This window comes from Paenibacillus hemerocallicola, assembly GCF_006265175.1.
Classification (GTDB): domain Bacteria; phylum Bacillota; class Bacilli; order Paenibacillales; family NBRC-103111; genus Paenibacillus_AB; species Paenibacillus_AB hemerocallicola.
The window spans coordinates 179,985-206,079 of sequence record NZ_VDCQ01000004.1 but is presented as its reverse complement, the minus strand read 5'-3'; the positions used below and the strand labels follow the sequence as shown (position 1 = coordinate 206,079).

Sequence of the window (26,095 nt, the reverse complement as noted above, 5' to 3'; positions counted from 1 at the left end):
GGTTCAGTCCGGTGAAAATCCATCTGGTGAAAAAGGGAGAAACGCTCTTTAACATCGCCAAAAAGTACGGAATCGAGCTGCAAAAACTAATTTCATTCAACAATCAGCTTGCCGATCCCGACAATATCGACGTAGGCATGAAAATTAAGATTCCATCATCCGGCGTGGCGGTTCCGCCGCCGGTAGGCGACATTACGCACAAGCACGTCGTCGTACAGGGCGATTCGCTGTGGAAATTGGCCAAAGCGTGGGATATCCCGCTCAAGGCGGTTATCGATGCGAATCCGCATCTGAAAAACCCGAATGTGCTGATGACCGGCGATATCGTGTACATTCCGAAGCTGGGAACGGACACTCCGCACGAGGCAGGCAACGTCGAATCGGCACAATCGGCGGAGCAGCCCCAAGTCATCGAAATGGCGGAAGCAACGGAGGGGCAGCCGGTAAACGAGGAAGCGCCCCAATGGCCGGGCATCTCCGAAGCCGCGGAGAAGTCGGAGGCGGAGGAAATGTCGCAACCGATCGTTACCGAGCATGAGGAAGCCGAATTTCCGTTCGCCCAATACCAATTGCCCGCGATGGAAGCGATGAATCCATTCGGCCTCCAGAGCGCGCATGCCGCACCATTCTCTTATGATAAAGGATCGGCGCAGCCCGAGCCGCAGCCGTTCCCGTATGCCCAAGGAATGGCGATGTCCCAGCCGCAGCCGTTCCCGTATGCCCAAGGAATGGCGCAGTCCCAGCCGCAGCCGTTCCCGTTCGCCCAAGGGGCGGCTCAGCCCCAACCGAATCCGTTCCCATTCGCGCAGGGCATGGGACAACCGCAACCGTATCCGGCCCAATTTCCGTGGAGCTACGACAATGCGATGCCCGTCCAGCAAATGCCGACTTCGATGTCCAACAATGCGTTCCCTTTCATGAATGCAATGCCGGCGGCGCCCGTCATGCAATTGCCCGCCTCGGAGCAAAAAAGCTCGGGCCATATGAAGTCATCGGGCGACATATCGGATTGGTCCGCAGGCCAGCCAACGCTGCACTCGCCCGCGCAGCATATGCCGACATACCCTCAGCAAGCGTACCCTTACCCGCAAATGTCCGGCGGTCCGTGCTTGCCATGTCAAGGAAAAGGGCAGGATTACGGCTATGGGTCGTATCCGTCAGGCATGTACGGGGTACCTTATGCGCTTCCTGCATCCGCATACCCTGCGTCTCACTCGCCTCACTCGTCCTGGTCGAATAAGGAGGACTGCGGCTGCGATGAGCGTACGGGGGATATCGGATTGGCATCCGTGAGAGGGAGCGAGCCTGTCAAGCAGGAGAAATCCGGCGAAGCCAAAGTGTCCATAAGCACGAAGACGAAGCCGCCGAAACGGAAGCAGCCCGCCGCGAAGCGCGACAAAAAACAAAATAGCCCATGGATTCGCGGATAAGTTTGCGTTCAAAGTCAAGTATGTGTATATCTGGATCCCCAACTGGGAAAACTAGAAAAAAAATCTAGTACCAGAAGGGGATTCCATGAACTTGTCAAGCTTGTACAAGCAACTGAAAAAACGTCTTCGGCAAAAGAGACGATGGTTGTCGCTTGGCTTTTTCATCGTGGCGGCAGCCGCAGGCTTATTTACGGTATATGCGACCCGATCGCCGGATGTGCCGAGGGATGAAGTCGAATCGGCGCAAACATTGGCAGTTTCGGATACCGGACCGTCGGCGGAAGCGCGGGAAGTGCTGAATCAAATTCGGGAAACGGGCGGCAAACGCGACGTCTTCATGCACAAAGTATACGTTTGCGGCGAGGAAAACCTGCTAATCGGACAGATGGCTTCGGATGAAGTCGTCAGCCTGCATGGCGAGCATCCGCAATGGAGCGTCGAGCTCGGCCAAGACGGAGCCGTCACCTTTACGGAAAAGATTGATGACCTGTCCGCGGCTTGCAAAAACAACGCATACTTCGGTTTGGACAAAACCGGCAACTTGTCGTTGTTCGAAGGTCCGCCGGATGGCGAGAAGGTGATCCGCACCTTCTTTCAATTGAACATGGGGTACTTGGAAAGCAGTCTGCAGCCCGAGACGATCGATCAATTGAAGGAAGGCATCCGCGTCCTGGACATGGAGGAGTACAACAGCGTCCTGTCGACGTTCAGCGAATTTGCCGTCGAAGAAACGGAAAAAGTGATGACACCCGCGAAATGAGCGGGGCTGCGACGAAATCGATCGTTTCGATTCGAACAAAGACCGCTGCACGCAATGCGGGCAAGCTTCTAAAATGAGGCTGCCGCTGGCGTTGCAGCGGTCTTTGTTCATGCAATCGGGCGCGGATGCTTCCGCCGATGCTGTCCAACCCCCGTTCAGTTTGCTATAATGGCAAATAGAATACATATGTTCGCTTATGGACCGAGAGTGAGGGAATTTTCCAGTGCGCGTATTGGGTATCGACCCGGGAATCGCGATCGTCGGGTTCGGCTTTATCGACAAGCAAGGACACAAGCTCGTTCCCGTCCAGTACGGGAGCATTCAGACGGAGTCGACTACCGATTCCGCCGTACGTCTTCAGGAAATATACGAGGCGACCGTGCATCTGATCGACAAATACAAGCCGGATTCGATGGCGATCGAGAAGCTGTTCTTCAACAAAAACGTCACGACCGCACTCACCGTCGGTCAAGCCAGAGGCGTGCTGATGCTGGCCGCGGTGCAGAAAGGGATTCCGATTGCGGAATATACGCCGCTTCAGGTGAAGCAGGCGATCGTCGGCTACGGCAAGGCGGAGAAGAAGCAGGTGCAGGAGATGGTCCGGATGTTCCTGAAGCTGAGTGCCGTTCCGAAGCCCGACGATGTCGCGGATGCGCTGGCCATCGCCATCTGTCATGCGCATTCTGCCGGATTGCAGCAAAAATTGAACGGAGTTGGGAAGCAATGATCGATTTTTTGCGCGGAAAAGTGGCTCACCGCGAGCACGATTTTGCCGTCATCGACGTGCATGGCGTCGGCTACCGGGTGTTCTGCCCGAATCCGTACGCGCTGCCGGACAAACCGGACGAGACTACGGTGTATATCCATCATCACGTCCGCGAGGATGCGATCCTGCTGTTCGGCTTCGGCTCACGCGAGGAGCAGTCGATGTTTCGCAAGCTGATCGACGTGACTGGCATCGGTCCCAAGGTAGCGATCGGGATTTTGTCGGGGGCGCGTCCGGAGGCGGTCGTTGCCGCCATACAGCAGGAGAACGTTGCGTTTCTGATGAAGCTTCCAGGTATCGGCAAGAAGACGGCGCAGCGCATCATTTTGGATTTGAAAGATAAGCTCGCGGCCGTATCGGCCGGCTTCGACGACCGGGCGTTGTCCATGCAGGATACGGGGATGCCCGCGGCGGCGGGAACCGGCGCATGGGCCGAAGCGAAGGAGGCGCTGCTCGCCTTGGGCTACACAGAGGCGGAAGCGGACCGCGCGTGGCCAAGCGTCAAGGCGAAGGCGAAGGAAGGCGATTCTTCGGACGCGCTGATCAAGTTGGCGCTGCAAACGTTGTACGCCGGATAACGGACTGGAGAAGGAGGACGGCTGGCGGATGGAAGAGAGGATCATTTCGGCCAATTTGATGATGGAAGACGAGGCTGTGGAGCTTAGCCTGCGTCCCCGCTATTTAGCGGAATATATTGGTCAATCCCAGGCGAAGGAAAACTTGAAAATTTACATAGAAGCGGCCAAAATGCGCAAGGAAGCGCTGGATCATGTGCTGTTGTACGGACCGCCGGGCTTGGGCAAGACGACGTTGTCCAACATTATAGCCAACGAACTCGGCGTCAATATCCGCACGACCTCCGGACCGGCGATCGAACGTCCCGGCGATTTGGCTGCCATACTGACGAACCTTCAGGAAGGCGACGTGCTGTTCATCGATGAAATCCATCGGCTGCACCGTACCGTCGAGGAGGTGCTGTACCCGGCGATGGAAGATTTCGCGCTCGATATCATTATCGGCAAAGGGCCGAGCGCCCGCTCCGTGAGGCTCGATTTGCCCGCGTTCACGCTTATCGGCGCCACCACGCGAGCGGGTCTGCTCTCTGCCCCGCTGCGGGACCGATTCGGCGTCGTCAGCAGGCTGGAATATTATACGGTAGACGAATTGAGCTTCATCGTCAGCCGCGCGGCCGACATTTTGCAGGTCGGCATTGTCGGGGAAGCGGCCGACGAGATCGGCAAACGGTCGCGCGGGACGCCGAGAATCGCCAACCGGCTGTTGAAGCGGGTGCGAGATTATGCCCAAGTCAAAGGAGACGGCATCATAACGTCGGAAATGGCACGTCTGGCTCTGAAGATGATACAGGTAGACGATCTGGGGCTGGACGAGATCGACCATAAAATGCTGCGGGCGATTATTACGCATTTTCGCGGAGGTCCGGTCGGGCTCGATACGATTGCCGCGACGATCGGCGAGGAGAGCCAGACGATCGAGGACGTATACGAGCCTTATTTGCTGCAAATCGGTTTTTTGCAGCGGACCCCCCGCGGAAGAACGGCGACGGCGTCGGCTTATCGTCATCTTGGTTTGGCGGTGCCTTCCGCCGACGGCAAATAAAACGGTCTGTTCATAAGGAGAGATGAAATCGATGACGAGACGAGAACGGCCCCGGCGGTTCGCCGCTTGGGTTGCGGCGATGCTGGCGATTGCGCTCTGCGTGCCCGCCATGTATACGAAGAGTTACGCCGCCGTGCCGAAATTGGATCAGATTCGCGTCGCGCTATTTGTATCGGACGGCAAAAACTATAACGTGACCGTCCCTACGGTAACCTTGTCCTCGCCGAAAGGGTTGGATATCGGCATCCGCGATTTTTCCGCGGTTCGTAATTGGGCGGCTGCTCCCGCCGGTGCTCAGGTGCGATTCAGCTTCGACGGCTACAAGGTGTTGCTGCTGGAAACGTCCGAGGCCGCCGCGGCCAAGCAGTTGCTGCAAACGTTGAACGCTACGCAGGACAAGGCATACGTGTTCCAGACGGCCAAGCTGGGCAAAATCGTCTATCAAGTATATGCGGGCATGTATGTCTCGAGGGATGAAGCGGGCGCCGCCCAACAGCGCATTGCCGCGAATGCGGCGGCGGCGGCCTTGCTGAAGGGGGCTCCGGCGACTATCGCCGGTCCGCTTCATTGGAACGCCGGCGCTTTCCCGACGGAAGCCGCTGCCGGTCAGCAAGCCGACGCTTTTCGTCAGCTTGGCTTGGACGCGTGGGTTGCGCTGCTGGAAGCGGGAGGCACCCCTTCCTATCAAGTGTGGATCGGGGAAGCGGCGGACATGGAGCAGTTGAACGCCGTCCAGCTGCAAGCCGTGAAGCTGGCACCGGGGATGGCGCTTCAACCGGTCGCCCCCGCGGCTCCCTATTTATTGAAGCGGGACGATGTTACCGCATCCATCGCCACGGGCGGGACAGCGGCCGCGACCCACTATGCTTTCAATCCGGCTTCGCAGCAAGTATGGGTAACGCCGAAGGAAAGCGGCATAGCGGTTGCGGAGAAAAGCAACAGGCAGTATCGGGGAAGCATCGAAGTCAGTCAACACAACGGCAAGCTGGCCGTCGTCAACGAGCTGCCCTTCGAGCAGTATCTCGTATCGGTCGTGGGAGCGGAAATGAGTCCGTCTTGGCCGGCCGAAGCATTAAAAGCGCAGGCCGTCGCAGCTCGTTCGTTCGCGCTCAGCCGGGGGACGAAATATCAGATCGCCAACGTCTCCGACTCCTCGTCCGATCAAGTGTATTACGGCATCCAGAGGGAGGACGAGCGGGTTGCGGCAGCCGTTGCGGCTACGGCAGGCGAAGTGTTGACCGTAGGCGGATCGCCGATCGAACCGTATTTTTTCTCCAATGGAGGAGGCAAGACAGGCGACCCGGTGGAAGTATGGGGGCAGCCGATTCCGTACGTCCAATCGACGGCAAGCCCGGACGAAGGCGCTCAAACGAACAAGCAGCAGTGGCATCGCGTAGCGTTGTCGAGTGGAAGCATAGGCTATATCCGCGAAGACTTCGTGACCGAGAGTACGGCGCGAAATAACGCAGGCTTACCCGTCGTGACCGTTAAGGGAGCCGGCATCAACATCCGTTCGGCTCCTTACGTGGACGATGTCAAGAACGGGTCTATCGCCACCGTCAATCAGGGAGACAAGCTCGTCTCGCTGGGCAAAACGGTCGAGTCCAACGATTATGCTTGGGTTCGCGGGCCATATTCGGCGGGAGAGCTATTGAAAGATTTGAATCTCACCATTGCGAAGCCGGTGGCGGGCGTGCTGGAGAGGCTGGAAGTAAGCAAACGGGGCCCTTCCGGCCGGGCAGTCGAGCTGAAGGCGAACGGTCAGCCGATTACGGTTCAGAAGCCCGACACATTCCGGAACGCCCTGTTCGATGCGCCGAGCACCCGGTTTGAAATCGAGGAAACGGGAAGGTATACTGTATTGGGGGCCAACGGACAAACCCGCAGCTTGCCGGAAACGAAAGGAACGCTTTACGCTTCATCGGCCGCTTCGGCTGCAGCCGTACCGGTAGCCGGTCCGAACATGATCGTCATGGGCGAGGCGGGCGCGATCCGCGTCGCAACGAAAGATCCGCAGTTCCGGTTGACCGGTAACGGATCGGGACACGGCCTGGGCATGTCCCAGTGGGGAGCCCGCGGGCTGGCGGAGCAAGGGTATGACTATAAACGAATTCTGCAATACTATTATATTGGAATTACTATCGCTAAGGACTGACTGAAATGGATGTCAATGCATTCGATTTTGAATTGCCCGAATCGTTAATCGCCCAAACGCCTTTAACGGATCGGACTTCTTCCCGGTTGCTCACGCTCGACAAGTCGAGCGGAGCGATCGGGCACCATACGTTCGGACAGCTGATCGATTACCTGCAAGCCGGGGACACGCTCGTGTTGAACGATACACGGGTCATTCCAGCCCGGCTTTTTGGCGTGAAGGCCGACACCGGTGCCCAGGCGGAGCTGCTTCTGCTGAAAGAGCTCGGAGACGACCGATGGGAGACGCTTGCCCGTCCGGCGAAACGGCTGAAGAAGGGAACGGTAATCCGGTTCGGCGGGAGCGGACCGCAGGACTCCGCTTCGGATACGCTCCTGGAAGCCGTCGTAGAAGAAGAGGGAGAGATGGGAGCGCGAATCGTGCGCTTCCGCTATTCCGGCATATTCCGGGAAATATTGGACCGGCTCGGTTCGATGCCGCTACCCCCCTATATTAAGGAAAGGCTGGAAGACCGGGAACGATATCAGACGGTATACGCTCGTCATCCCGGCTCTGCCGCGGCTCCGACGGCGGGGCTTCATTTTACGCCGGAATATTTGGAGACGATCGCACGCATCGGGGTGAATATCGTCACGGTAACGCTGCATGTCGGCTTGGGGACGTTTCGGCCGGTGTCGGTCGACCGGATCGAGGAGCATAAAATGCACGAGGAGTTTTACTCGGTACCGGCAGAAACGGCCGCCGCCCTGAATGCCGCGAAGGCGGAAGGCAGACGTGTCGTTGCGGTAGGCACAACATCGGCGCGAACGCTGGAGACGGTAGCCGGCAGGTTCGGCGACAAGCCGATCGAGGCGTGCGACGGATGGTCCGCTATTTTTATGTATCCGGGATATCGGTTTAAAATCGTGGATGCGATGCTGACAAACTTCCATTTGCCGAAATCGACGCTCGTCATGCTCGTGAGCGCTTTGGCCGGAACGGATCGCATCAGGCGCGCCTACCAGGAAGCGATCGAACGGGAATACCGGTTTTTCAGCTTCGGCGACGCGATGTTTATTTATTGAATAAAGGAAGGAAGTTGAAATGGCAGCAGTCCGATACGAACTTATCAAAACATGCAAGCAATCCGGTGCCCGGCTTGGCCGGCTTCATACGCCACACGGAGTCATCGATACTCCGGCTTTCATGCCGGTAGGCACGCAAGCGACCGTCAAGACGATGAGCCCGGAAGAATTGAAGCAAATGGACGCGCACATTATTTTGAGCAACACGTACCATCTGTTTCTGCGCCCGGGACACGATATCGTCCGCGAAGCGGGGGGCTTGCACAAATTCATGAACTGGGACCGGCCGATTTTGACCGACAGCGGCGGCTTCCAGGTGTTCAGCTTGAGCAAGCTCCGCAAAATTACCGAAGAAGGCGTCCATTTCCGCAACCATCTCAACGGGGACAAGCTGTTCATCTCCCCGGAGATCGCTATGGAAATTCAAAACGCGCTCGGCTCGGACATTATGATGGCTTTCGACGAATGTCCTCCGTATCCGGCCGACTATGATTATGTCGACAAATCGCTGGAGCGGACCACCCGATGGGCCGAGCGCTGTCTGCAATCGCATGCCCGTCCGCACGATCAGGCGCTGTTCGGAATCGTTCAAGGAGGCATGTACGCCGATTTGCGCAAGAAAAGCGCGGCGCAGTTGACTTCCATGGATTTCCCGGGGTATGCTATTGGTGGATTAAGCGTAGGGGAATCGAAGGATCTCATGTACGGCATGCTGGAAAGCACGGTACCGATTCTTCCGACGGGAAAGCCCCGTTACCTGATGGGGGTCGGTTCGCCGGATGCGCTGCTCGAGGGCGCGATTCGCGGAGTGGATATGTTCGACTGCGTGCTTCCGACACGGATAGCCCGCAACGGCACGGTCATGACCAGCGGGGGCCGGCTGGTCGCCAAGGGCGCCAAGCTCGCGCGCGACTACGGGCCGCTCGATCCGCAATGCGGCTGTTATACGTGCACGAATTACAGCCGCGCTTATTTGCGCCATCTGCTCAAAGCGGACGAGACGTTCGGCATCAGGCTGACGACGTATCACAATCTGTATTTTTTGCTCGATCTGATGCGCAATGTAAGACAAGCTATTGCGGAAGACCGTCTGCTAGACTACCGGGACGAATTTTTCGACCGGTACGGCATGAAGGACAATGAAAGCGGATTTTAAAGGGAGGTAACGTTTTATGTGGAACTTGGCTGGAGACGCTGCGGCAGCGCCGGCGGCGGGCAATTACTTGACGACCATCATTCCGTTCGTGCTCATGTTCGCGGTGCTGTATTTCTTATTGATCCGCCCGCAGCAAAAAAGGCAAAAAACGAGAAACGCCATGCTCAATCAGCTTAAAAAAGGGGACAAGGTTACGACGATCGGCGGCTTGCACGGAACGATCATGGAGATTACCGACGATATCGTCGTTCTTCGCGTGAATGACGCAACCAAGCTGACGTTCGACCGTTCGGCCGTGAACGCCGTATCCGCCGCGGCAGCCGCCGCATTGGAGAAAGCTGCAGTCGAGAAAAAAGATTGATCCGCATGCGGAAGGGACCGGCTCACGGTCTCTTTTTTTGTTTCTACGCAAAAAAAGCAGTCCCGGAGGACTGCTTCCCTTTTTTTTACCACTTGCTGTCCATATTTCTTTTCTTCACGCCGACTCTGGAGCCGACGAACAGCGTCTTGCCTTCGCTCAGCCGGAGCGCTATGCGCGCCGCAAGCAGTCCGAGCACCGTGCCGGCCGCCATATCGGTCAGCCAATGGACGCCCAAATAAAAAATGGAGAAAATGATGATCGCGGCGCAGGCCGGGGCGAACACTTTCCAAAATCCGTTTTTGGACTTGAGCGCGATCATGGCCATCGTTACCGAAATCGAAGTATGCAGGCTCGGAAAGCAGTTGTCCAAATCGGACAGCGGCCTGTACTCATTCTCGAAGGTAGGGAAGGCGTCCAGCATCAAAAATTTCACGTTCGGGTTGAATGCGTGCACTTCCGTAACCGGGAAAAACAAGTAAAACGGAATGGCGATCATATAGTTGATCATGAGCGCATAGCAAACCGCATAGAACAGCTTGAAATTGCGCTGGTACGCGTAAATGCCGATCGATGCGATCATGACCGCGGGAAAAACGACGACATAAAAAAAAGTAAGAAAGGACGTCAGCAAGTCGTTTTCGAACAGTCTTTGGAACACGGCGACGAAATCTCCCTCGAGTCCGAACACGGAAGGGGTAAAGTCGCTGTGCTGCTTCATGCTGTTTTCCAATGTGATTTCGATTTTATTAAAGAAAAGGATAACGACGATTCCTAGTAGGTGCAGCATAAATTTCCGGTTCGTGAACAGCTCTTGCACGAAGACGCCAGCCGCATGAAAAGGATACAACGGGTTTCTTTTTAGGGAGAGAAACAGCAGTACATAGACGGTAATCACGATGAGTACGGTGGCGTGGGTCATGGATTGTATAATAAACATGGTGTTTCCCCCTAAAATATGGTGGGTGGCGCGTCTAGAACTAAGACATTATATCATACTCAGAGGGAAAGGTGAAAGAATGCCAAAATTTTCAAATTTTCAGTTTTTGGCGTTTACGCCGAACATGCCGCCGAGCGCACCCGCGGGTATGGAAACCGCCAGCATGACGGCGGTGTCTTTGCCGATTCCGGCGTCGAAGCTCAAGAAGCCGATCAGTACGACGAGGGCGGTATACAGGATGCCGAGAAGCGCACCGTGATACCAGCCTTTGCTGACCGATCGTTTGCCGCTGGAAAAACCGCCGAACAGGGAAGCGATGCCATGGATAAAAAAGGTGGCCGTCGTGATCAGCTCTTCCGACACATCCGTCATCGCTACGATCAAGGAAGCGAGCACGGCACCGACGCAAAGCCATAGAAACGCGCTAACTATGCCGGACAAAATCGGTGACGTGATCCGGATCCGCGGCATTTTGGGAATGGAATTCATGCGGTCAAACACCTCGCAATTCTTTTTAGTACCCATTGTATGGGGGACTTGGCCGGATTAGTACAAGACTCTGGCAATTATTGAATACCCGGTTTTTGCATGACGAGGTTGGTTACCGGTCAGAATACCAATGAAAATCCGAAACATGCGAGGAGTCGAAGAAGATGGAGCTTTGGACCATTTTTTTGCGCACCGTGCTCATATACTTCGTCGTTTTCATCGTCATGCGTTTGATGGGGAAACGGGAAATCGGGAAGCTGTCCATTTTCGATCTTGTCATTTCCATCATGATTGCCGAAATCGCCGCGTTCATTATCGACGATCCGCATATGCCGATCATGGAAGGCATACTGCCTATGCTCACGCTTGTGGCTATTCAGATCATGATCGCATTCCTGACACTAAAGAACCGCAAGATGCGGGAATGGTTCGACGGCAAGCCGAGTTATTTGATCGAGAACGGCAAGCTGAATCAGGCGGAAATGCGCAAGCAGCGGTATACGCTGGACGATCTGATGATGCAGCTGCGCGAGAGATCCGTCAAGAATGTGGCCGACGTCGAATTCGCGGTGCTGGAAACGTCGGGCAAGCTGTCGGTCATTGAGAAAGAAAAGCAAAGCAGTCAGACGAAGCCTTCGCCTGACGTGGTGTCGGATATTCCCCGAATCCGCTATGAAGGGCTGCCGCTTCCGCTCATCATGGACGGGAAAGTGCAGGACGATAATTTGGAGAAGCTGGGGAAAACCCGTTTTTGGCTGAAAAATCAGCTGCAAGCCAAAGGAGTGAACGATTTCAAGCAGGTGTTTTTTTGCACGATCGATTACCGCGGCCGGTTGTTTTTGGATAAGAAAAGGGATTGACCGGACTCCGAAACCCGTGCCGTCGCCACTACTTTTTGCCGATCCAAGGAATACGGGTCATATCGCTGCGGTCCACGAGCTTGAGCGCGAAGATGCCGATCAAATAAACGATCGCGCTAATGGCGGAGGCGGCCAAAAAGCGGAGCAGAGGCCCGCCGTACAACGTCTGGTTCATAACCGCATAGCAGCATATCCCCATAACCGCCGCTGCAATTGCCGTTTTCAAGTAATCCGTGCCATGCATGCGGAAATTGAGCAATCTGGACACGCTTCGCCAGTGGAGGAGCGTGACCAGGACGATGTTGACATTGATCGCGACTACAGCGCCCAGGATTCCCCATTGCGGACGGGAAGCCAAGTAACCGATCAGCGCGAGCTTGACGACCGCTCCGATAAGCGTATTCGTCAAAGCGCTGCCCGGGCGGTCCAGCGCCTGCAGAGCCGCTTGGAGCGGTCCCTGGAAATATAGAAACAAGGCGACGGGCGCCATCATTTTAAGCATTTTGCCCACTTCGGCGTTTTTGTACAAAAAATAGCAGAGCGGTTCTGCGAGAACGAACATGATGACGACAAACGGCGCACCCGTCACCAGCGCCAGACGAAGTGATTGATGGAGTCTTTTATGTATCGTTTTCATATCTTTGCGGGCGGCCGCCTCGGACAGCGTCGGAATGAGGGAAATCGACAGGGAGTAAGTAAGAGCACCGGGCAAAAGCAAAATCGGGATGATCATCCCTTGCAGCACACCGTACTGCGCCGTGGCAAGGGCGGTGGCGACTCCGGCGACGGCGAGGCTTTGGGCGATGAGAATCGATTCCAGCAAATACGAAGCGGAGCCGACCAGCTTGCTGGCCGTGACCGGTACGGCGATCGAAAACAACTGCTTGGGAAGAGGACGATCGGACCGGCCTTTCGACTCTTCCATAGGTTTCGAGCGGTTTTGCCGCGCCTTGCTGCGCCAAAAGCTATACAACAGCACGAGCATGCCGAATAATTCGCCGACCACCACTCCGATCATTGCGCCTGCCGCCGCCCATTGTATGCCTTGAGGCAGGAGGATGGAAGCAAAGGTCAGCATGGCGACAATCCGAACCAGCGTCTCTACGACTTGGGATACCGCCGTTGGAATCATGTTTTGCCGACCCTGAAAGTAACCGCGGTAAACGGCGGATACGGCGACGATCGGCAGGATTGGACACATGCTCACGAAGGTATAGTACACCCGCTCGTCCGTCAGCAGGCGGGACGTTATCCAAGGCGCGGCCCACAGGCAGAAGAGCGTAAAGAAAACGGCTAAAACGCCCGTTACCGCAAGCGATATCCTTAAAATGGAACGGATTTTTCTCTCGTCCTTGTTCGAATCGGCTTCCGCGACGAGCTTGGCTACGGCGAGAGGAATACCGCTCGAAATAATCGTGATGATCACGATCATGAACGGGTAGCCCAATTGATACAGCCCCACCCCTTCGGGTCCGATGATGCGCGGAAGCGCAATGCGGGGAACGAAGCCGAGTATCCGGTTTACGATGCCGGCTGCGAGCAAAATCATAGTTCCTTTAATGAACGATTGCTTCCCCAATGCGGATTACTTCCTTCCATAATAGGATGGACTGGCTTATTGTTAACCATATGCGGACAAGGAGTCCGCTCATGCAACATTTTTGGGGGACGGGCAAGCGGGAGGGAGGATTCGGAGGTTCGACGGCGAATACATCAACCGTGAGGATCGCGGAAGAAGCGGTTCGCAGCCCGAGGAGGATACGCGATGGAGGACGACGCTTACGATACGGCGGAGGCGATCGAGTTATCGGAGGAACAATTGAACGAGTCGTTCGAGCAGCTTTGCGCGAGCAAGGCGGAGGAGTTCCGGATGCTGGGCTACGATCACGTAGACAGAGCGGACATATGGAGCTGCGTAAGCGACAAATATGCCAAGACCGGCTACCCCCAGCTGCATCAAATCGTAAACGACATATTATCGCTCAAGGTGACGACGCTCATGAATTGGATGACGATGAGCATATACCGCAAAGGCGCCCGTTTCTGAGAGGAAACGCGGCTTTTTTTTGACGGGAAATTTATGGTTCGGGGTCCCAGCAATGTACCTGGATAAGCTTCGGAGCAAAGGCCCCACTTCGTGGGGTTATTTTGCGCCGGCGTTGTCGGTCGAGCCTGTCAAATTGACTCGATTTTAGGCGGTAGGTATAATAGGAATATTGAGTATGGAAGGGAGTCGCTTACATGAATATCAAACGATTGGCGGCATTTCTGCTTATCGTGGTCGTTCTGCTGGGAGTCGTGGCATGGACAAGCCCGGGATTGCTGCCAAAGGTCAGGCTTGGGTTGGATTTGAAGGGCGGCTTCGAGATTTTGTATGTGGCCGAGCCGATTGAGGCAGGCAAAGAGGTAACCCGCGATTCGCTCATCCAGACCGCGCAAAGTTTGGAGAAACGGGCGAATTCCAGCGGCGTGGCGGAACCCGACGTTACGACGGAAGGAACGAACCGGATTCGCGTCAAGCTGGCCGGTGTCGAGAACCAGGAGCAAGTACGCGAGCTTTTGCGCAAACCGGCCGAGCTGTCTTTCCGCGGACCGGACGGCAAGAAGGAAATGGTCGGAAGCGATTTCGTGGAAGGCGCGGCTAAGGTCGGATTCGATCAGGCGAACCGCCCGCTTATCCAAATCGAGGTCAAGGATAAGGACAAATTCGCCGACGTTACGCGCAGGCTGCTCCAACAGCCGCTTGCCATTTATTTGGATGAAGAGCAGTTGTCCGCTCCGATCGTGCAATCGGTATTAACGGACGGAAAAGCTACGATTACGGGCAACTACACGTATGAGGAAGCAACCGAACTGAAGGATATCATCAACCTTGGCGCCCTTCCGTTAAAGCTGACGGAAAAGTACACGCAATCGATCGGGGCGACCCTCGGGCAGCAGTCGCTCGAGCAAACGGTCAAAGCCGGCATTATCGGCTCCGTGCTTATTCTGCTGTTCATGATCGCATTTTACCGGATACCCGGCATCGTGGCGGCCATTACGCTGATCGCTTACACCTGGCTCGTGCTGGTCGTCTTCTACTTGATGAACGCGACCTTGACCTTGCCGGGCATCGCGGCGCTTATTCTCGGGATCGGGATGGCGGTGGATGCCAATATTATCAAGTTCGAGCGCATTAAGGAAGAAATCCGCAGCGGCAAAAGCTTGCTGTCGTCCTTGAGATCCGGCTCCAAGCATTCGATCCGCACGATCATGGACGCCAACATAACGAACATCATTTCTTGCGGCGTGCTGTACGCGATCGGTAACGGGGCTATCCGCGGCTTCGCCCTGACGATGATCGTGAGCATCCTGATCAGCATGTTGACGAACATCCTGTTCTCGAAATTTTTGATCGACCTGCTCATCCGCAGCAATCTATTCAAGAGACCTACGTATTACGGCGTAAAGGAGGCGGATATCCGTGAGCTATAAGAATCGCTACGATTTTATCAAAAACCGGAACATCTTTTTCATCGCCTCCGCTGCCGTCACGGTTATCGGGATCATTATGGTGCTCCTGTTCAACATGCACTATGGGGTCGATTTCAAATCGGGCACTTCGCTGGACTTGGCGCTCGGCAAGACGACGGATAAAGCCCAAGTGGAGCAAATATTCGCGGACGCCAAGCTATCGCCGGTCATCCTGACGATCGGGGGAGCGAATAGCGACCGCGTATCCGCCCGGTACGACGAGGTTTTGACCGAAGAGCAGGTGAAGGTGCTGACGACCACTTTCGCGGGCGTATTCGGCGAACAGGTCAGCAGTGAAGTCAATACGGTATCGCCGGATATGGCCAACGAAATGAAAAATAAAGCGATGATTGCCGTAGGCGTAGCGAGTCTGGCAGTCGCCTTGTATGTAACGATCCGCTTCGAATGGCGGTTCGCGCTGTCGGCTATCGTGACGATTTTATATGACGCGTTTTTCGTTATCGCGATTTTCTCGATATTCCGTCTGGAGGTCGACTTGCCGTTTGTAGCGGCCGTACTGACGACAATCGGATATTCGATCAACGACAAAATCGTTATTTTGGACCGGATACGCGAAAATCTCCGGTTTGCCAAGCTAAAGACGGACGCCGATTTGGCCGAGCTTGTCAATACGAGCATCTGGCAGACGATGGGACGTTCGATCAACACGGTCATCACCGTACTGATCGCAGCTTTGTGTCTATACTTGTTCGGAAGCGAATCGATCAAGCTGTTCGCCTTGGCCAAAATGATCGGGTTGGTAAGCGGGGTATATTCCTCGATTTGTCTCGCCACTCCGATGTGGTATTTGCTGAAGAGAACGTCGCTCAAATCGGTCAAGGCAGCGCCGGCCAAAGCAAATCCGTAATCGGCGAGCGGACGGACGAACGATGTTTTCAAACACGTAGGGGGGGCCCACATGTCGGATCAGCGTTTCGAAAAAGCGCAATTTGCGGCTTGGGTAGGAATTATCGGAAATATTGCGCTCGCGGTCATGAAGGGTATCGTCGGTTGGCTGTCGGGCAGTAAGGCGTTGCTGGCGGACGCGGCGAATTCGGCTTCGGACGTCGCCGGATCGGCGGCGGTGCTGATCGGGCTGAAGGCGGCCAAACGTCCTCCCGACGAAGATCATCCGTACGGACACGGCAAGGCGGAGTCGGTCTCCGCCGTCATCGTGTCGGTGCTGCTGCTTCTCGTCGGTTTGGAAATCGGCTACAATTCCGTCAAATCGATATTCGGCGGAGTGGGGGAAGCTCCCAAGGAGTTCGCTTTGGTAGCAATCGGCATTTCGATCGTAGTCAAAGAGTTTTTGTTCCAATACAATTTCCGCTTGGGCAAAAAGCTGTCCAGCCATGCGCTCATAGCGAGCGCCTGGGACCACAGGACCGACGTCATGTCGTCCGTGGCGGTTCTGATCGGCGTCGGCGGAGCCGTGCTCGGCGGCTATACGAACCAGCCGATGCTGTTTTACTTGGACCCGGTAGCGGGACTGTTCGTCGCTTTTCTTGTACTGCGCATGGGCTATAAGCTGGTCAAAGGGTCGATCCATACGACAATCGACCATGTGCTTCATCAGGAAGAAACCGAAGAGCTGCTCGAAACCGCGCTGCGAGTCAAAGGCGTTATCGCCGTAAACGATTTGCGCGCCCGCGAGCACGGCCATTATGTAATCGTAGATATTAAAATTAGCGTAAATCCGAAGATTACGGTCATCGAAGGCCATGATATCGGCAAGTCGGTCAAGCATCAGCTGCTCACCAAGTTCAGCCACGTTTCCGACGTGTTCGTTCATGTCAATCCTTACGACCCGGGGTATCCATACAAGGATGTAGACTCGGAGCATCCCGATTTCCCGACTTTGCTTCATTGATTACACATACATGAGGGTCCTCCGAAGGGTCGGGAGTTCGATTCGAGGGCCTTCTTCACTTTTATGGGCCTTGAGGGCTCCCACGAAAGTAATCGAACTATGCTTCGAATGCTTTCTTCACTTTTGGGGGATGAAATGGGGGGTGTAACGTTGCTTCAATCGAAAGCCAAATGGAAAGTTAGCGATGTCGACCAAGCGGCTGCGGAACGGTTATGCGCCGAATTGAAGCTACATCCCGTCATTGCCAATATGCTCGCAGCAAGGGGCATTACCGAACCCGGGGAAGCGGGGCGGTTCCTCAAAGCCGGAAAGGATCATTTTCATGATCCTTTTCTGCTGGATGGGATGGATTTGGCGGTCGCCCGCATCAGGCAGGCGCTTCAGTCCAATGAAAAAATACGCGTTTACGGCGATTATGATGCGGACGGGGTGAGCAGCACTTCGCTCATGACCCATTTGCTTCGACGGCTGGGTGCGCAGTTCGATACATACATCCCGCATCGGGCAATCGAAGGATACGGCTTGAACGAGAAAGCGATCGGCCTGGCCAAGGAATGCGGCGTATCCCTGATCATAACGGTGGATACGGGAATCAGTGCCAGGGAACAGGTCGCCTATGCGGCAAGCATCGGCATCGATACGGTCGTAACGGATCACCACGAGCCTCCCGAGCTGCTGCCCGACGCGATAGCGGTCCTCAATCCGAAAAAGCCCGGATGTCCTTATCCGTTCAAGCAATTGGCTGGTGTCGGTGTCGCGTTCAAGCTGGCGCATGCGCTTCTGGGGGAACTGCCCATGGAACTGCTGGAGATTGCCGCTATCGGAACGGTTGCGGATTTGATGCCGCTCTCCGGAGAGAACCGCTCGATCGTGAAGCTCGGGCTCGAGCGAATGCAGAATAGCAGCTACACGGGAATTCAAGCGCTGCTGGAAGTATCGGGCGTAGCGGACAAAGAAATTACCGCAACGCATCTCGGTTTTTCTTTGGCTCCGCGAATCAATGCAAGCGGCCGGCTCGATCATGCCGGGGATGCGGTAACTTTGCTAACGACGGACGACCGGATCGAAGCGGAGCGCATCGCCGAAACTTTGGATGAACTGAACAAGGAGCGCCAGCGTATCGTGGAAGAAATGACGAACGAGGCGCTGCAGCTTATTTCGGCCGACGATCCCGATTCGAAGCGCAATGTTATCGTGGTCGCCCGGGAAGGCTGGAACGTTGGGGTCATCGGAATCGTGGCGGCGAAAATTCTGGAGCGCTTCTATCGTCCGGTCATCGTTCTGGGGATCGACCCGGAGACCGGTATGGCCAAAGGATCGGCACGTTCGATCCCCGGGTATGACATGTACCGCGCGTTGACGCATTGCGCGGAGCTTCTCGACCATTACGGAGGCCATCAGGCGGCGGCCGGAATGTCGCTATCCCGGAATCGGTTGGACGATTTCCGCGATCGTTTGAATATGCTGGCCGAGGATTGGCTGGAGGAAGAGCATTACAGGCCGGTTTATAACGCGGATGCCGAGTTCAAGCTTTGCGATATATCGGTGGACTTTATTCGGCAGCTCGAGGCATTGGCGCCATTCGGGATGGGCAATCCGGCTCCCCGTTTCGTCTTGTCCGACCTGACTGTGCAGGAGAAGCGCGCTCTTGGCAAAGACAAGCAGCATATGAAGCTGATGCTGTCTCAGCCGGAGGATAGTGCCGCGGGTGTTGTGGAAGCGCTGGGGTTCGGACGGGGAAGCACGCTCGAGCTCATCGCGGGTACGGCGAAAGTCGACATACTCGGAGAATTGGGGATCAACGAGTGGAACGGCGTGCGCAAGCCGCAAATTGTCATTCACGATATGCGCATCCCTCACGTGCAAGTTTTCGATTGGCGCGGAGTCAAGCAGGCCGCCGAGAAGTTTGCCGAGCTGACGGCAGCCGGAGGCGGAGAGCGTCATGCGAACGGCTGCGGAGCCGTGGTCGTCGAGGCGAACGCGCCCTCCCGGTTTATCGATCCGGACCGGCTATCGTGCGGACTATGGGCGATGGATTCGCGAAACGGCATAATTCCATTGAACGCTATGGCGAAAAGCGGCAGCTTTTCCGAGGCGGAGGATGTGCTCCTCATTTCCTTGCCCGAACGTATGGAATCGTTCGAAGCGATGCTGGGACAATGCCAAGCAAAGCGGATATACGCCGTGTTTGCGGATTGGGACCGCGACTACGCAAAAGTGCCCTCCCGAGAAACGTTTAAGCTGTTGTACCAAGTCGTCATGCAGAAAAGCTCCTGGGCGGCGGATAACGTTTCTTTTCTCGAACCGATGCGGCGGAAGACGGGCTTATCCGACGCGATGATCCGTTTTATGCTGAATGTATTCGAGGAATTGGACTTTATCATGCAGCAGAACGGAACGATGCAGACGGTCGCTTCCCCGCGTAAACGGGATATGAACGAATCAAGCACTTATCAAAGCAGAATCGCCCGAAGCGAGATTGAGCAAACGCTCGTTTATACGAATGCGCAGCAGTTGGCGGAATGGATGTTGGGCCGGCTGTCGGCGGAACCGAAACGTTTGATGGAGGGAATAGGATGAATTTGAAAGAGCATATCCGGGTCATACCCGATTTTCCGCAGCTTGGCATTCGCTTCAAGGATATTACGACTTTGCTGAACAACGGTCCGGTGTATAAGGAAGTTATCGATACGCTGGCGGATCATTATCGGGACAAAGGGATCGAGCTGGTGGCGGGTCCGGAGGCGCGCGGCTTCGTCATCGGAGCGCCGCTTGCTTATGCGCTCGGCATAGGCTTCGTACCGATCCGCAAGAGCGGCAAGCTGCCGGGCGAAACGATCGAGGCCGGCTACGATCTCGAATACGGCAAAGACAAGCTGGCCGTTCACAAAGACTCGATCCGCCCCGGCCAACGCGTGCTGATCGCCGACGATTTGCTCGCAACGGGCGGTACGATTTCGACTACGCTGAACCTTATCCGGCAGCTTGGCGGAGAAATTGCCGGGGCGGCGTTTTTGATCGAGCTGTCTTATTTGAACGGACGGGAAAAGCTGGATGGCATCGATGTCGTCTCGCTCGTCCAATACTAATGGTCACGACAAGGAGTGCGGCTGGATGAGCCGGCTCCTTTTTTTGTCCGTGCAGCGAGTATTATTTTCCGGGAAATAAGTCGCAATAAAACGGTCTACTCCAACGATAATTGTCGAAACGGCGCGGTTTGTGCAAGACGATCGGGTGGACTTGTGGCGGATCATGCTCGGATAAAAGCATGTTAGCCTACTAGTAACGCTTTGGTTTATTATCGGCTGCGCTATGCGGGGAGAAGGATCGAGCTTCATCCGGAACATAAGCGAGCGAGATGGAAAAAGGATCATCGGCGTGAGCGGCCGAAGATCCTTTTTCTCGATTTTGAAAGTTTAAGTTTGCCGAAGCAGGTTTGACCGAAGAAATGCTTCCAAAGGAAGGCGTGCTACTCAACTTAACCCGAATCCTTCTCGTTGGAAAGTCCGAGCACCTCGCTAAGCTTGAAAAACAGACTGAGTACGATGGCGACTACGGTGGCGAGCGCCATTCCTTTCAATTCGAAGTTGCCCCAGGCGATTTTCGCACCGCTGATGCCGATGACGAGCACGATCGTGGTCAGCATCAGATTGGACGCTTTAGCGTAATCGACCTTGCTCTCTACGAGCATCCGGATACCGGAAGCGGCGATAACCCCGAACAGCAGCAGCGAGATGCCGCCCATGACGGCCAAAGGTATCGTATTGATCAGCGCGGCCAGCTTGCCGACGAAAGACAACACGATGGCGAAGAGGGCGGCGAGTCCGAGCACCCAGGTGGAATATACTTTCGTAATCGCGAGAACGCCGATATTTTCCCCGTATGTCGTATTCGGGGTGGAGCCTACGAAGCCGGACAAGATCGTGGACACGCCGTTGCCGAGGAGCGAGCGGTCGAGTCCCGGATCCTTCGTCAAATCTTTGCCGACGATATTGCCGGTCACGATCAAATGGCCGATATGCTCGACGATGACGACGAGCGCGGCCGGAAGGATGACCGCGATGCTGGCCCAGTCCCAGGAAGGGCTGTAGAACGTCGGTACGGCGAACCAGTCCGCTTCCCTTACTTTATCCAGGCTGACGAGCCCGTTTGCCGCGGCGAGGACATAGCCGACGATGATGCCGATCAAGATCGGTATAATTTTCAGAAATCCGCGGAACATCGCTTGTCCGACAATCGTAACAAGCAGCGTAACGATGGATACCGTCACGGTCTTCGTATCGAGCGTCCAATCCGGCGAAGCGTCGGAGCCCGGGATCAAGCCGGCCATGCCGGCGGCTACCGGAACGAGCTCCAGGCCGATGACGGCTACGATGGCCCCCATGGCGGCAGGCGGGAAAACGACGTCGATCCAGCGCGTTCCGACGGACTTGATCAACAGCGCGACCAGACAGAACACGACGCCTACTACGATAAATCCGCCCAGCGCCGCACTGTAGCCTTGCGTCCCGAGAACGACGAACACCGGTGAGATGAACGCGAAGCTGGAGCCGAGATAGGCGGGAATTTTTCCTTTGGTGAGCAGCAAGTACAGCAGCGTCCCGATTCCGTTCATAAGCAGAATGGTGGCCGGATCGACCTTGAACAGGAACGGTACGAGAACGGTGGAACCGAACATCGCGAACAGATGCTGAATGCCGAGCGGAATGCTTTTGTGAAGAGGAGGACGTTCGTCCACCCGGATGACGCGTTGCTGCATGGAGGTTCTCCTTTTTGGCACATAATTTCGAGAAGATGCAGTTTGCCAAGAAATAGGATAACAGAATTGTGTCGAAAAAGCACTTGCATTTTTCGCGCAAAAGATGCGGATGAAACACGCGAGGCCGTTGGCCGGAAATTGTCCCGTTTCAGTTGACGCAAGAAGCTTTCAAGGGCATAATGAAGAGAAAACGAATGTATGGCAGGAGTAGGTATAGTACGATGGGCATTGAGCAGTTACTGGAACGCGCGGCGGCATACTTGAAACCTAACGACCTCGTTCGAATCCGCGAAGCGTACGACTTCGCCGATCAAGCCCATTTCGGGCAAGTGCGCAAATCGGGGGAGCCGTATATTTTGCATCCGCTTGCCGTTGCCGAAATTTTGGTGAATATGCAGATGGATGTCACTTCGGTCATCGCTGCCCTGCTGCACGACGTCGTGGAAGATACGACCGTCTCGCTCGAAGCGGTGGAGAAACAGTTCGGCAAAACGTGCGCGATGCTCGTCGACGGCCTCACCAAGCTTGAGAAAATCAAGTTCAAATCGAAGGAAGAGCAGCAAAACGAAAATTACCGCAAAATGTTCGTGGCGATGGCCCAGGACATCCGCGTCATCTTGATCAAGCTGGCCGACCGGCTGCATAATATGCGTACGCTGAAGTTTCAGTCCGAGGAAGCGCAGCGTCGTATCGCCGACGAAACGCTGGAAATATTTTGCCCCATCGCCCATCGGCTCGGGATATCCGCGATCAAGTGGGAAATGGAGGACATCGCCCTCCGTTACTTGAATCCGCAGCAATATTACCGGATCGTCAATCTGATGCAGAAGAAACGGGTCGAGCGCGAGAAATATATCGAAGAAATTATCGACAGCATTCGCAACAAGCTCGGCGAAATGGGAATCGATGGAGACATCTCCGGACGCCCGAAACATATTTACAGTATTTTCAAAAAGATGACGACCAAAAACAAGCAGTTCAACGAAATATACGATCTGCTCGCCATCCGCGTCATCGTCGACAATATTAAAGACTGCTATGCCACGCTCGGCATTATCCACACGTTATGGAAACCTATGCCGGGACGGTTCAAAGACTATATCGCCATGCCGAAGCCGAACATGTACCAGTCGCTTCATACGACGGTAGTAGGCCCCAGCGGGGAGCCGCTGGAGGTGCAGATCCGCACGTGGGACATGCATAAGACGTCGGAGTTCGGGATCGCCGCCCACTGGGCGTACAAGGAAGGCTCCATGGTCCCTTCTGGCGGCTTCGGAGACCGGATGAATTTTTTTCGCGAAATATTGGAGCTCCAGCAGGAAACCCATGACGCCGCGGAGTTTATGGAATCGCTCAAAATGGACTTTTTCTCCGATCTCGTTTTCGTCTTTACCCCGAAAGGGGAAGTCATCGAGCTGCCGGCCGGCTCGGTTCCGCTCGATTTCGCCTACCGGATTCATACGGAAATCGGCAACCGGACGGTGGGCGCGAAAGTAAACGGGCGGATCGTGCCGCTCGATTACAAGCTCGGTACGGGCGACATCGTGGAAATTTTGACGTCCAAGCATTCATACGGCCCTAGCCAGGATTGGGTGAAAATTGCCCAGTCCTCGCATGCGCGCAGCAAGATCAAGCAGTGGTTCAAGAAGGAAAAACGCGAGGAGAACGTTCAGAAGGGCACGGACGCGATCGACCGCGAACTGAAGCGGCTCGGCTTGGAGCCGTCAACCTTGACGACCGACGACAACCTGCAAGAGGTTGCCAAGAAGTTCAATTTCAACGATATCGAGGATATGATGTCCGCGGTCGGCTTCGGCGGCATTACGGCGGCACAAATATGCACGAGGCTGACAGACAAGCTGCGCAAGGAGAACGAGGAAGCGCAGTCGAAAGCGCTCGAGCTGACGAGCGAAGTCAAGGAAGTGAAGGCGCCGCTCGAGAAGAAGAGCAGGCCGACGCATGGCGTCCGCGTCAAAGGCGTGGACAATATGCTCGTCCGGTTCGCGCGCTGCTGCAACCCGGTGCCGGGCGATCCGATTATCGGCTATATTACTCGCGGACGCGGTGTCTCCATTCACCGCGAAGACTGTACGAACATTCCGACCGGGGACGAGGACGATCACAACCGGATGATCGACGTGGAATGGGAGACCGCGGTCGAAGCGAACTATCACGTGGAGATCGAGATTACGGGCCATGACCGGCGCGCTTTCCTGAACGAGGTGCTGCAGGCGGTGTCCGAGAGCAAGACGGTCATATCCGCCGTATCCGGCCGTTCGGATAAGAACAAGATGGCGATTATCCATATGACCATTTTGATCAAAAATATCGATCATTTGCAGTCGGTCGTGGAGAAGATCAAGCGTGTAAGAGACATTTATTCCGTTCAGCGGATTATGCAATCGTAAGTTTCGGCAAGGGAGCGAGAGCGGGATTGAGAATAGTCGTACAGAGAAGCAAGGAAGCGCGTGTGTCGGTCGACGGCGAGACGGTCGGCAAGATCGAACGCGGGCTTGTCGTTTTGGTCGGCGTCACGCATGAGGATACGGAGCAGGATGCCCGTTACTTGGCGGAAAAGCTGGCCGGGCTGCGCATTTTCGAGGACGGGGAAGGCAAGATGAACTTGTCGGTGCTGGATACGGGCGGCGAGGTGCTGTCGGTATCGCAGTTTACGCTGTATGGCGACGTGCGCAAAGGAAAGCGGCCCAACTTCATGGCGGCCGCCCGGCCGGAGCAGGCGGAGCCGCTGTACGAGCGGTTCAACGAGCTGCTGCTGGCGCAAGGCGTCCATGTGGAGACCGGCGTGTTCGGTGCAATGATGGATGTGCAATTGACGAATTGGGGGCCCGTGACGCTCGTGATCGAGAGTCGTTGAGGCTCTCTTTTTTTTGTTTGGGGCGAGAATAGCGAAATTTGGTTCATTGATAGTGAACCGGGGAATATTCTCGGATTTGATCTCAGACCTGCAAATCCGCTTTTTGCCAAAATCGTGTATGGCATTTGTCGGATTATATTGATATAATGATTATCATTATCACTAATTCGTGCGGTTGCCGCCGGGTGCTGCAGTTTGTTCCGAATGCGCAAACGGCCGTTCCGTATACATAAGGCGAGGAAGTGGGTAGCGTGGAATTCGAGGCTTTGCACAAATTCAACGTCAGCTTGGACGATAAGGAGCATATCGTATACTCCGTAGCGGCGTCGCGGCTCGTGGAGCGGGATGCCATGGAGAAGCTTATCGACGCTTACGCTCCGCTGGTGAAGGCGCTTGACCGGGTGGCGGCCGTCTCTTATTTCTGCAACCAATTCGCCAATACGTGCCTCTCTCTGCAATATGCCGTATCCTTATTGGGGAAATCGGTCGACTTGTCGCTTGATCGTATTACCGTCCAATTATTTGCCGTTGGCGATGGCAAATACGGAGTCGCCTACAAGCTCGACCGTTGGGCAGAGGAGCAGGCGCCGAAGAACGAAGCGGAGCGGCAAGCATGGCTGGAACGGGTATATGCTATCTTTTACGAGAATACGGTCAGACGCATATATGAATCGGCGGCGATCGTCGGCGGGGTCGATGCGGGGCAACTGTGGGGGCTGCTGCCGACACGCTTCAATTATATGACCGAGCAATGGATGCTGGCCGCGGCCAGCGAGGAACAACGAAACAGGGTATCCGCAGACTATGCTTTCCTGACGCGGGAAATCCCGGTTGCCGTATTCGGCCGGAGCAAAAATCCGTTCGACGTAAAAATCCGCTGGGTTGAAGACTTGAAAGACCCGTGCAAGCAAATCCGGATGAAAAACGTATGCTGTCAATATTATCGTACCGAGGGCGGCTATTACTGCTACACATGCCCCCGAATCAAGGAATCGGAGCGCGAGGAGCGCCGGATCAAAGCGCGGGAGCCGGAGCCGGTTTCGACTTAAGTGCGTAGCTTTATCATCAAGCGCATATCAAATGAAGAGGTCTTGACCGGCATCGGCACGATGCGAGGGCAAGGCTTTTTTTGCCATGCGGCCCTGTTTCGGCGCGATCGATTATGTTTTCCCGCTCTCCTGGGGAAACTGGTAGTACAGGCCACAACGAAGGAGACTGCCGAATGCGCCGATCCAAAAAAGAAACGATACTGCTCGAACCGAACAACAGGTTCATGCACAACGACGTCCATGAGAGCGCCGGGATGCAAAATGCGTCGTTTGCTGCCGAAGCCGCCCAAGAATGGGCCTCCGGCCATGTTCATGTCAAACATTCGCCGCGCAAGCCGTTAAGACCATAAGCCTGTCGAACTCGTATAAGATCCGTTCATGATCACAGAGGCAAAATAAAACGAAGCGCCCCTCTCCGCTTCTATATCCGAATG

24 protein-coding genes are annotated in these 26,095 nt (G+C 55.3%); 20 read left to right on the top strand and 4 right to left on the bottom strand.

Translation table 11 applies throughout. The features are described 5' to 3' along the window. Nucleotides 1-11 precede the first annotated feature (11 nt). The 9 genes from FE784_RS04505 to yajC all read left to right on the top strand — a co-directional run bounded on the left by FE784_RS04505 (nt 12) and on the right by yajC (nt 9,309). Nucleotides 12-1,430, top strand: coding sequence for a LysM peptidoglycan-binding domain-containing protein (locus tag FE784_RS04505; RefSeq protein WP_139600935.1), 1,419 nt, complete (start codon nt 12-14; stop codon nt 1,428-1,430). Between the two features lie 85 nt (nt 1,431-1,515). Further along, nucleotides 1,516-2,190, top strand: coding sequence for a BofC C-terminal domain-containing protein (locus FE784_RS04500; RefSeq protein ID WP_139600934.1), 675 nt, complete (start codon nt 1,516-1,518; stop codon nt 2,188-2,190). A gap of 223 nt (nt 2,191-2,413) precedes the next feature. Next, nucleotides 2,414-2,917 (top strand): crossover junction endodeoxyribonuclease RuvC, encoded by a 504-nt coding sequence (ruvC, locus tag FE784_RS04495; RefSeq protein WP_139600933.1) that lies wholly within the window; start codon nt 2,414-2,416, stop codon nt 2,915-2,917. Beyond that, on the top strand, nt 2,914-3,534 hold the full coding sequence (ruvA, locus tag FE784_RS04490; RefSeq protein ID WP_139600932.1) for a Holliday junction branch migration protein RuvA: 621 nt from the start codon (nt 2,914-2,916) through the stop codon (nt 3,532-3,534). Before ruvC ends, ruvA begins: the two co-directional genes overlap by 4 nt. Nucleotides 3,535-3,562: 28 nt before the next feature. Continuing rightward, nucleotides 3,563-4,573, top strand: coding sequence for a Holliday junction branch migration DNA helicase RuvB (ruvB, locus tag FE784_RS04485; RefSeq protein ID WP_139600931.1), 1,011 nt, complete (start codon nt 3,563-3,565; stop codon nt 4,571-4,573). Between the two features lie 31 nt (nt 4,574-4,604). Next, entirely contained in the window at nt 4,605-6,728 is a 2,124-nt protein-coding gene (locus FE784_RS04480; RefSeq protein WP_176705970.1) for a SpoIID/LytB domain-containing protein, read from the top strand. A 5-nt stretch (nt 6,729-6,733) separates the two neighbouring features. Continuing rightward, nucleotides 6,734-7,792, top strand: a complete 1,059-nt coding sequence (gene queA / locus FE784_RS04475) for a tRNA preQ1(34) S-adenosylmethionine ribosyltransferase-isomerase QueA (protein ID WP_139600929.1) — start codon at nt 6,734-6,736, stop codon at nt 7,790-7,792. 19 nt (nt 7,793-7,811) lie between these two features. After that, on the top strand, nt 7,812-8,948 hold the full coding sequence (tgt, locus tag FE784_RS04470; protein ID WP_139600928.1) for a tRNA guanosine(34) transglycosylase Tgt: 1,137 nt from the start codon (nt 7,812-7,814) through the stop codon (nt 8,946-8,948). Between the two features lie 16 nt (nt 8,949-8,964). Continuing rightward, nucleotides 8,965-9,309 carry a preprotein translocase subunit YajC gene (yajC, locus tag FE784_RS04465; protein ID WP_139600927.1) on the top strand — a complete coding sequence of 115 codons (345 nt, stop codon included), beginning with the start codon at nt 8,965-8,967 and terminating at the stop codon, nt 9,307-9,309. A gap of 85 nt (nt 9,310-9,394) precedes the next feature. Here yajC and FE784_RS04460 read toward each other — a convergent pair whose 3' ends face one another. Beyond that, a complete protein-coding gene (locus FE784_RS04460; RefSeq protein WP_139600926.1) occupies nt 9,395-10,246 on the bottom strand; it encodes a phosphatase PAP2 family protein in 852 nt (283 codons plus the stop codon). A 99-nt stretch (nt 10,247-10,345) separates the two neighbouring features. Beyond that, complete coding sequence (locus tag FE784_RS04455; RefSeq protein ID WP_246131895.1) at nt 10,346-10,735, bottom strand: TIGR04086 family membrane protein; 390 nt, start codon at nt 10,733-10,735, stop codon at nt 10,346-10,348. Nucleotides 10,736-10,899: 164 nt separating this feature from the next. Here FE784_RS04455 and FE784_RS04450 point away from each other — a divergent pair, with 164 nt between their 5' ends. Further along, the gene (locus FE784_RS04450) at nt 10,900-11,595 is read left to right on the top strand and encodes a DUF421 domain-containing protein (protein ID WP_139600925.1); all 696 of its coding nucleotides are present in this window, start codon (nt 10,900-10,902) and stop codon (nt 11,593-11,595) included. Between the two features lie 28 nt (nt 11,596-11,623). Here FE784_RS04450 and spoVB read toward each other — a convergent pair whose 3' ends face one another. Beyond that, nucleotides 11,624-13,174 (bottom strand): stage V sporulation protein B, encoded by a 1,551-nt coding sequence (spoVB, locus tag FE784_RS04445; protein WP_139600924.1) that lies wholly within the window; start codon nt 13,172-13,174, stop codon nt 11,624-11,626. A gap of 186 nt (nt 13,175-13,360) precedes the next feature. Between spoVB and FE784_RS04440 the strand changes: the two genes are divergently transcribed. The 6 genes from FE784_RS04440 to FE784_RS04415 all read left to right on the top strand — a co-directional run bounded on the left by FE784_RS04440 (nt 13,361) and on the right by FE784_RS04415 (nt 20,067). Further along, the gene (locus FE784_RS04440; RefSeq protein ID WP_139600923.1) at nt 13,361-13,642 is read left to right on the top strand and encodes a post-transcriptional regulator; all 282 of its coding nucleotides are present in this window, start codon (nt 13,361-13,363) and stop codon (nt 13,640-13,642) included. A 194-nt stretch (nt 13,643-13,836) separates the two neighbouring features. Beyond that, nucleotides 13,837-15,069 (top strand): protein translocase subunit SecD, encoded by a 1,233-nt coding sequence (gene secD, locus FE784_RS04435; RefSeq protein ID WP_139600922.1) that lies wholly within the window; start codon nt 13,837-13,839, stop codon nt 15,067-15,069. After that, nucleotides 15,059-15,976: a protein translocase subunit SecF gene (secF, locus tag FE784_RS04430; RefSeq protein WP_139600921.1), complete on the top strand. Its 918-nt coding sequence runs from the start codon at nt 15,059-15,061 to the stop codon at nt 15,974-15,976. Before secD ends, secF begins: the two co-directional genes overlap by 11 nt. Nucleotides 15,977-16,027: 51 nt before the next feature. Continuing rightward, nucleotides 16,028-16,978 (top strand): cation diffusion facilitator family transporter, encoded by a 951-nt coding sequence (locus FE784_RS04425; RefSeq protein ID WP_139600920.1) that lies wholly within the window; start codon nt 16,028-16,030, stop codon nt 16,976-16,978. A 150-nt stretch (nt 16,979-17,128) separates the two neighbouring features. Beyond that, nucleotides 17,129-19,558 carry a single-stranded-DNA-specific exonuclease RecJ gene (recJ, locus tag FE784_RS04420; RefSeq protein ID WP_139600919.1) on the top strand — a complete coding sequence of 810 codons (2,430 nt, stop codon included), beginning with the start codon at nt 17,129-17,131 and terminating at the stop codon, nt 19,556-19,558. Further along, nucleotides 19,555-20,067, top strand: a complete 513-nt coding sequence (locus FE784_RS04415; RefSeq protein ID WP_139600918.1) for an adenine phosphoribosyltransferase — start codon at nt 19,555-19,557, stop codon at nt 20,065-20,067. The genes recJ and FE784_RS04415 overlap by 4 nt, the downstream gene beginning before the upstream one ends. A 389-nt stretch (nt 20,068-20,456) precedes the next feature. Here the strand turns inward: FE784_RS04415 and uraA are convergent, their stop codons facing one another. Further along, complete coding sequence (uraA, locus tag FE784_RS04410; RefSeq protein WP_139600917.1) at nt 20,457-21,737, bottom strand: uracil permease; 1,281 nt, start codon at nt 21,735-21,737, stop codon at nt 20,457-20,459. 221 nt (nt 21,738-21,958) lie between these two features. On the opposite strand from uraA, the gene FE784_RS04405 reads away from it, so the two are divergent. The 4 genes from FE784_RS04405 to FE784_RS40665 all read left to right on the top strand — a co-directional run bounded on the left by FE784_RS04405 (nt 21,959) and on the right by FE784_RS40665 (nt 26,011). After that, complete coding sequence (locus FE784_RS04405) at nt 21,959-24,145, top strand: RelA/SpoT family protein (protein ID WP_139600916.1); 2,187 nt, start codon at nt 21,959-21,961, stop codon at nt 24,143-24,145. Between the two features lie 26 nt (nt 24,146-24,171). After that, complete coding sequence (gene dtd, locus FE784_RS04400) at nt 24,172-24,612, top strand: D-aminoacyl-tRNA deacylase (protein ID WP_139600915.1); 441 nt, start codon at nt 24,172-24,174, stop codon at nt 24,610-24,612. A gap of 251 nt (nt 24,613-24,863) precedes the next feature. Beyond that, on the top strand, nt 24,864-25,661 hold the full coding sequence (locus FE784_RS04395) for a (2Fe-2S)-binding protein (protein ID WP_139600914.1): 798 nt from the start codon (nt 24,864-24,866) through the stop codon (nt 25,659-25,661). 173 nt (nt 25,662-25,834) lie between these two features. Continuing rightward, nucleotides 25,835-26,011, top strand: a complete 177-nt coding sequence (locus FE784_RS40665) for a hypothetical protein (protein ID WP_176705969.1) — start codon at nt 25,835-25,837, stop codon at nt 26,009-26,011. The last annotated feature ends 84 nt before the right edge of the window (nt 26,012-26,095 follow it).

Bases quoted from the DNA above. Each gene is read 5' to 3' on its own strand.
- FE784_RS04460 (WP_139600926.1), bottom strand. From the start codon at position 10,246: ATGTTTATTATACAATCCATGACCCACGCCACCGTACTCATCGTGATT.
- FE784_RS04425 (WP_139600920.1), top strand. From the start codon at position 16,028: ATGTCGGATCAGCGTTTCGAAAAAGCGCAATTTGCGGCTTGGGTAGGA.
- FE784_RS04415 (WP_139600918.1), top strand. From the start codon at position 19,555: ATGAATTTGAAAGAGCATATCCGGGTCATACCCGATTTTCCGCAGCTT.
- uraA (WP_139600917.1), bottom strand. From the start codon at position 21,737: ATGCAGCAACGCGTCATCCGGGTGGACGAACGTCCTCCTCTTCACAAA.
- FE784_RS04480 (WP_176705970.1), top strand. From the start codon at position 4,605: ATGACGAGACGAGAACGGCCCCGGCGGTTCGCCGCTTGGGTTGCGGCG.
- FE784_RS40665 (WP_176705969.1), top strand. From the start codon at position 25,835: ATGCGCCGATCCAAAAAAGAAACGATACTGCTCGAACCGAACAACAGG.
- FE784_RS04500 (WP_139600934.1), top strand. From the start codon at position 1,516: ATGAACTTGTCAAGCTTGTACAAGCAACTGAAAAAACGTCTTCGGCAA.
- secD (WP_139600922.1), top strand. From the start codon at position 13,837: ATGAATATCAAACGATTGGCGGCATTTCTGCTTATCGTGGTCGTTCTG.
- ruvB (WP_139600931.1), top strand. From the start codon at position 3,563: ATGGAAGAGAGGATCATTTCGGCCAATTTGATGATGGAAGACGAGGCT.
- yajC (WP_139600927.1), top strand. From the start codon at position 8,965: ATGTGGAACTTGGCTGGAGACGCTGCGGCAGCGCCGGCGGCGGGCAAT.
- queA (WP_139600929.1), top strand. From the start codon at position 6,734: ATGGATGTCAATGCATTCGATTTTGAATTGCCCGAATCGTTAATCGCC.
- FE784_RS04455 (WP_246131895.1), bottom strand. From the start codon at position 10,735: ATGAATTCCATTCCCAAAATGCCGCGGATCCGGATCACGTCACCGATT.
- ruvA (WP_139600932.1), top strand. From the start codon at position 2,914: ATGATCGATTTTTTGCGCGGAAAAGTGGCTCACCGCGAGCACGATTTT.
- FE784_RS04440 (WP_139600923.1), top strand. From the start codon at position 13,361: ATGGAGGACGACGCTTACGATACGGCGGAGGCGATCGAGTTATCGGAG.
- FE784_RS04405 (WP_139600916.1), top strand. From the start codon at position 21,959: ATGGGCATTGAGCAGTTACTGGAACGCGCGGCGGCATACTTGAAACCT.
- tgt (WP_139600928.1), top strand. From the start codon at position 7,812: ATGGCAGCAGTCCGATACGAACTTATCAAAACATGCAAGCAATCCGGT.
- FE784_RS04450 (WP_139600925.1), top strand. From the start codon at position 10,900: ATGGAGCTTTGGACCATTTTTTTGCGCACCGTGCTCATATACTTCGTC.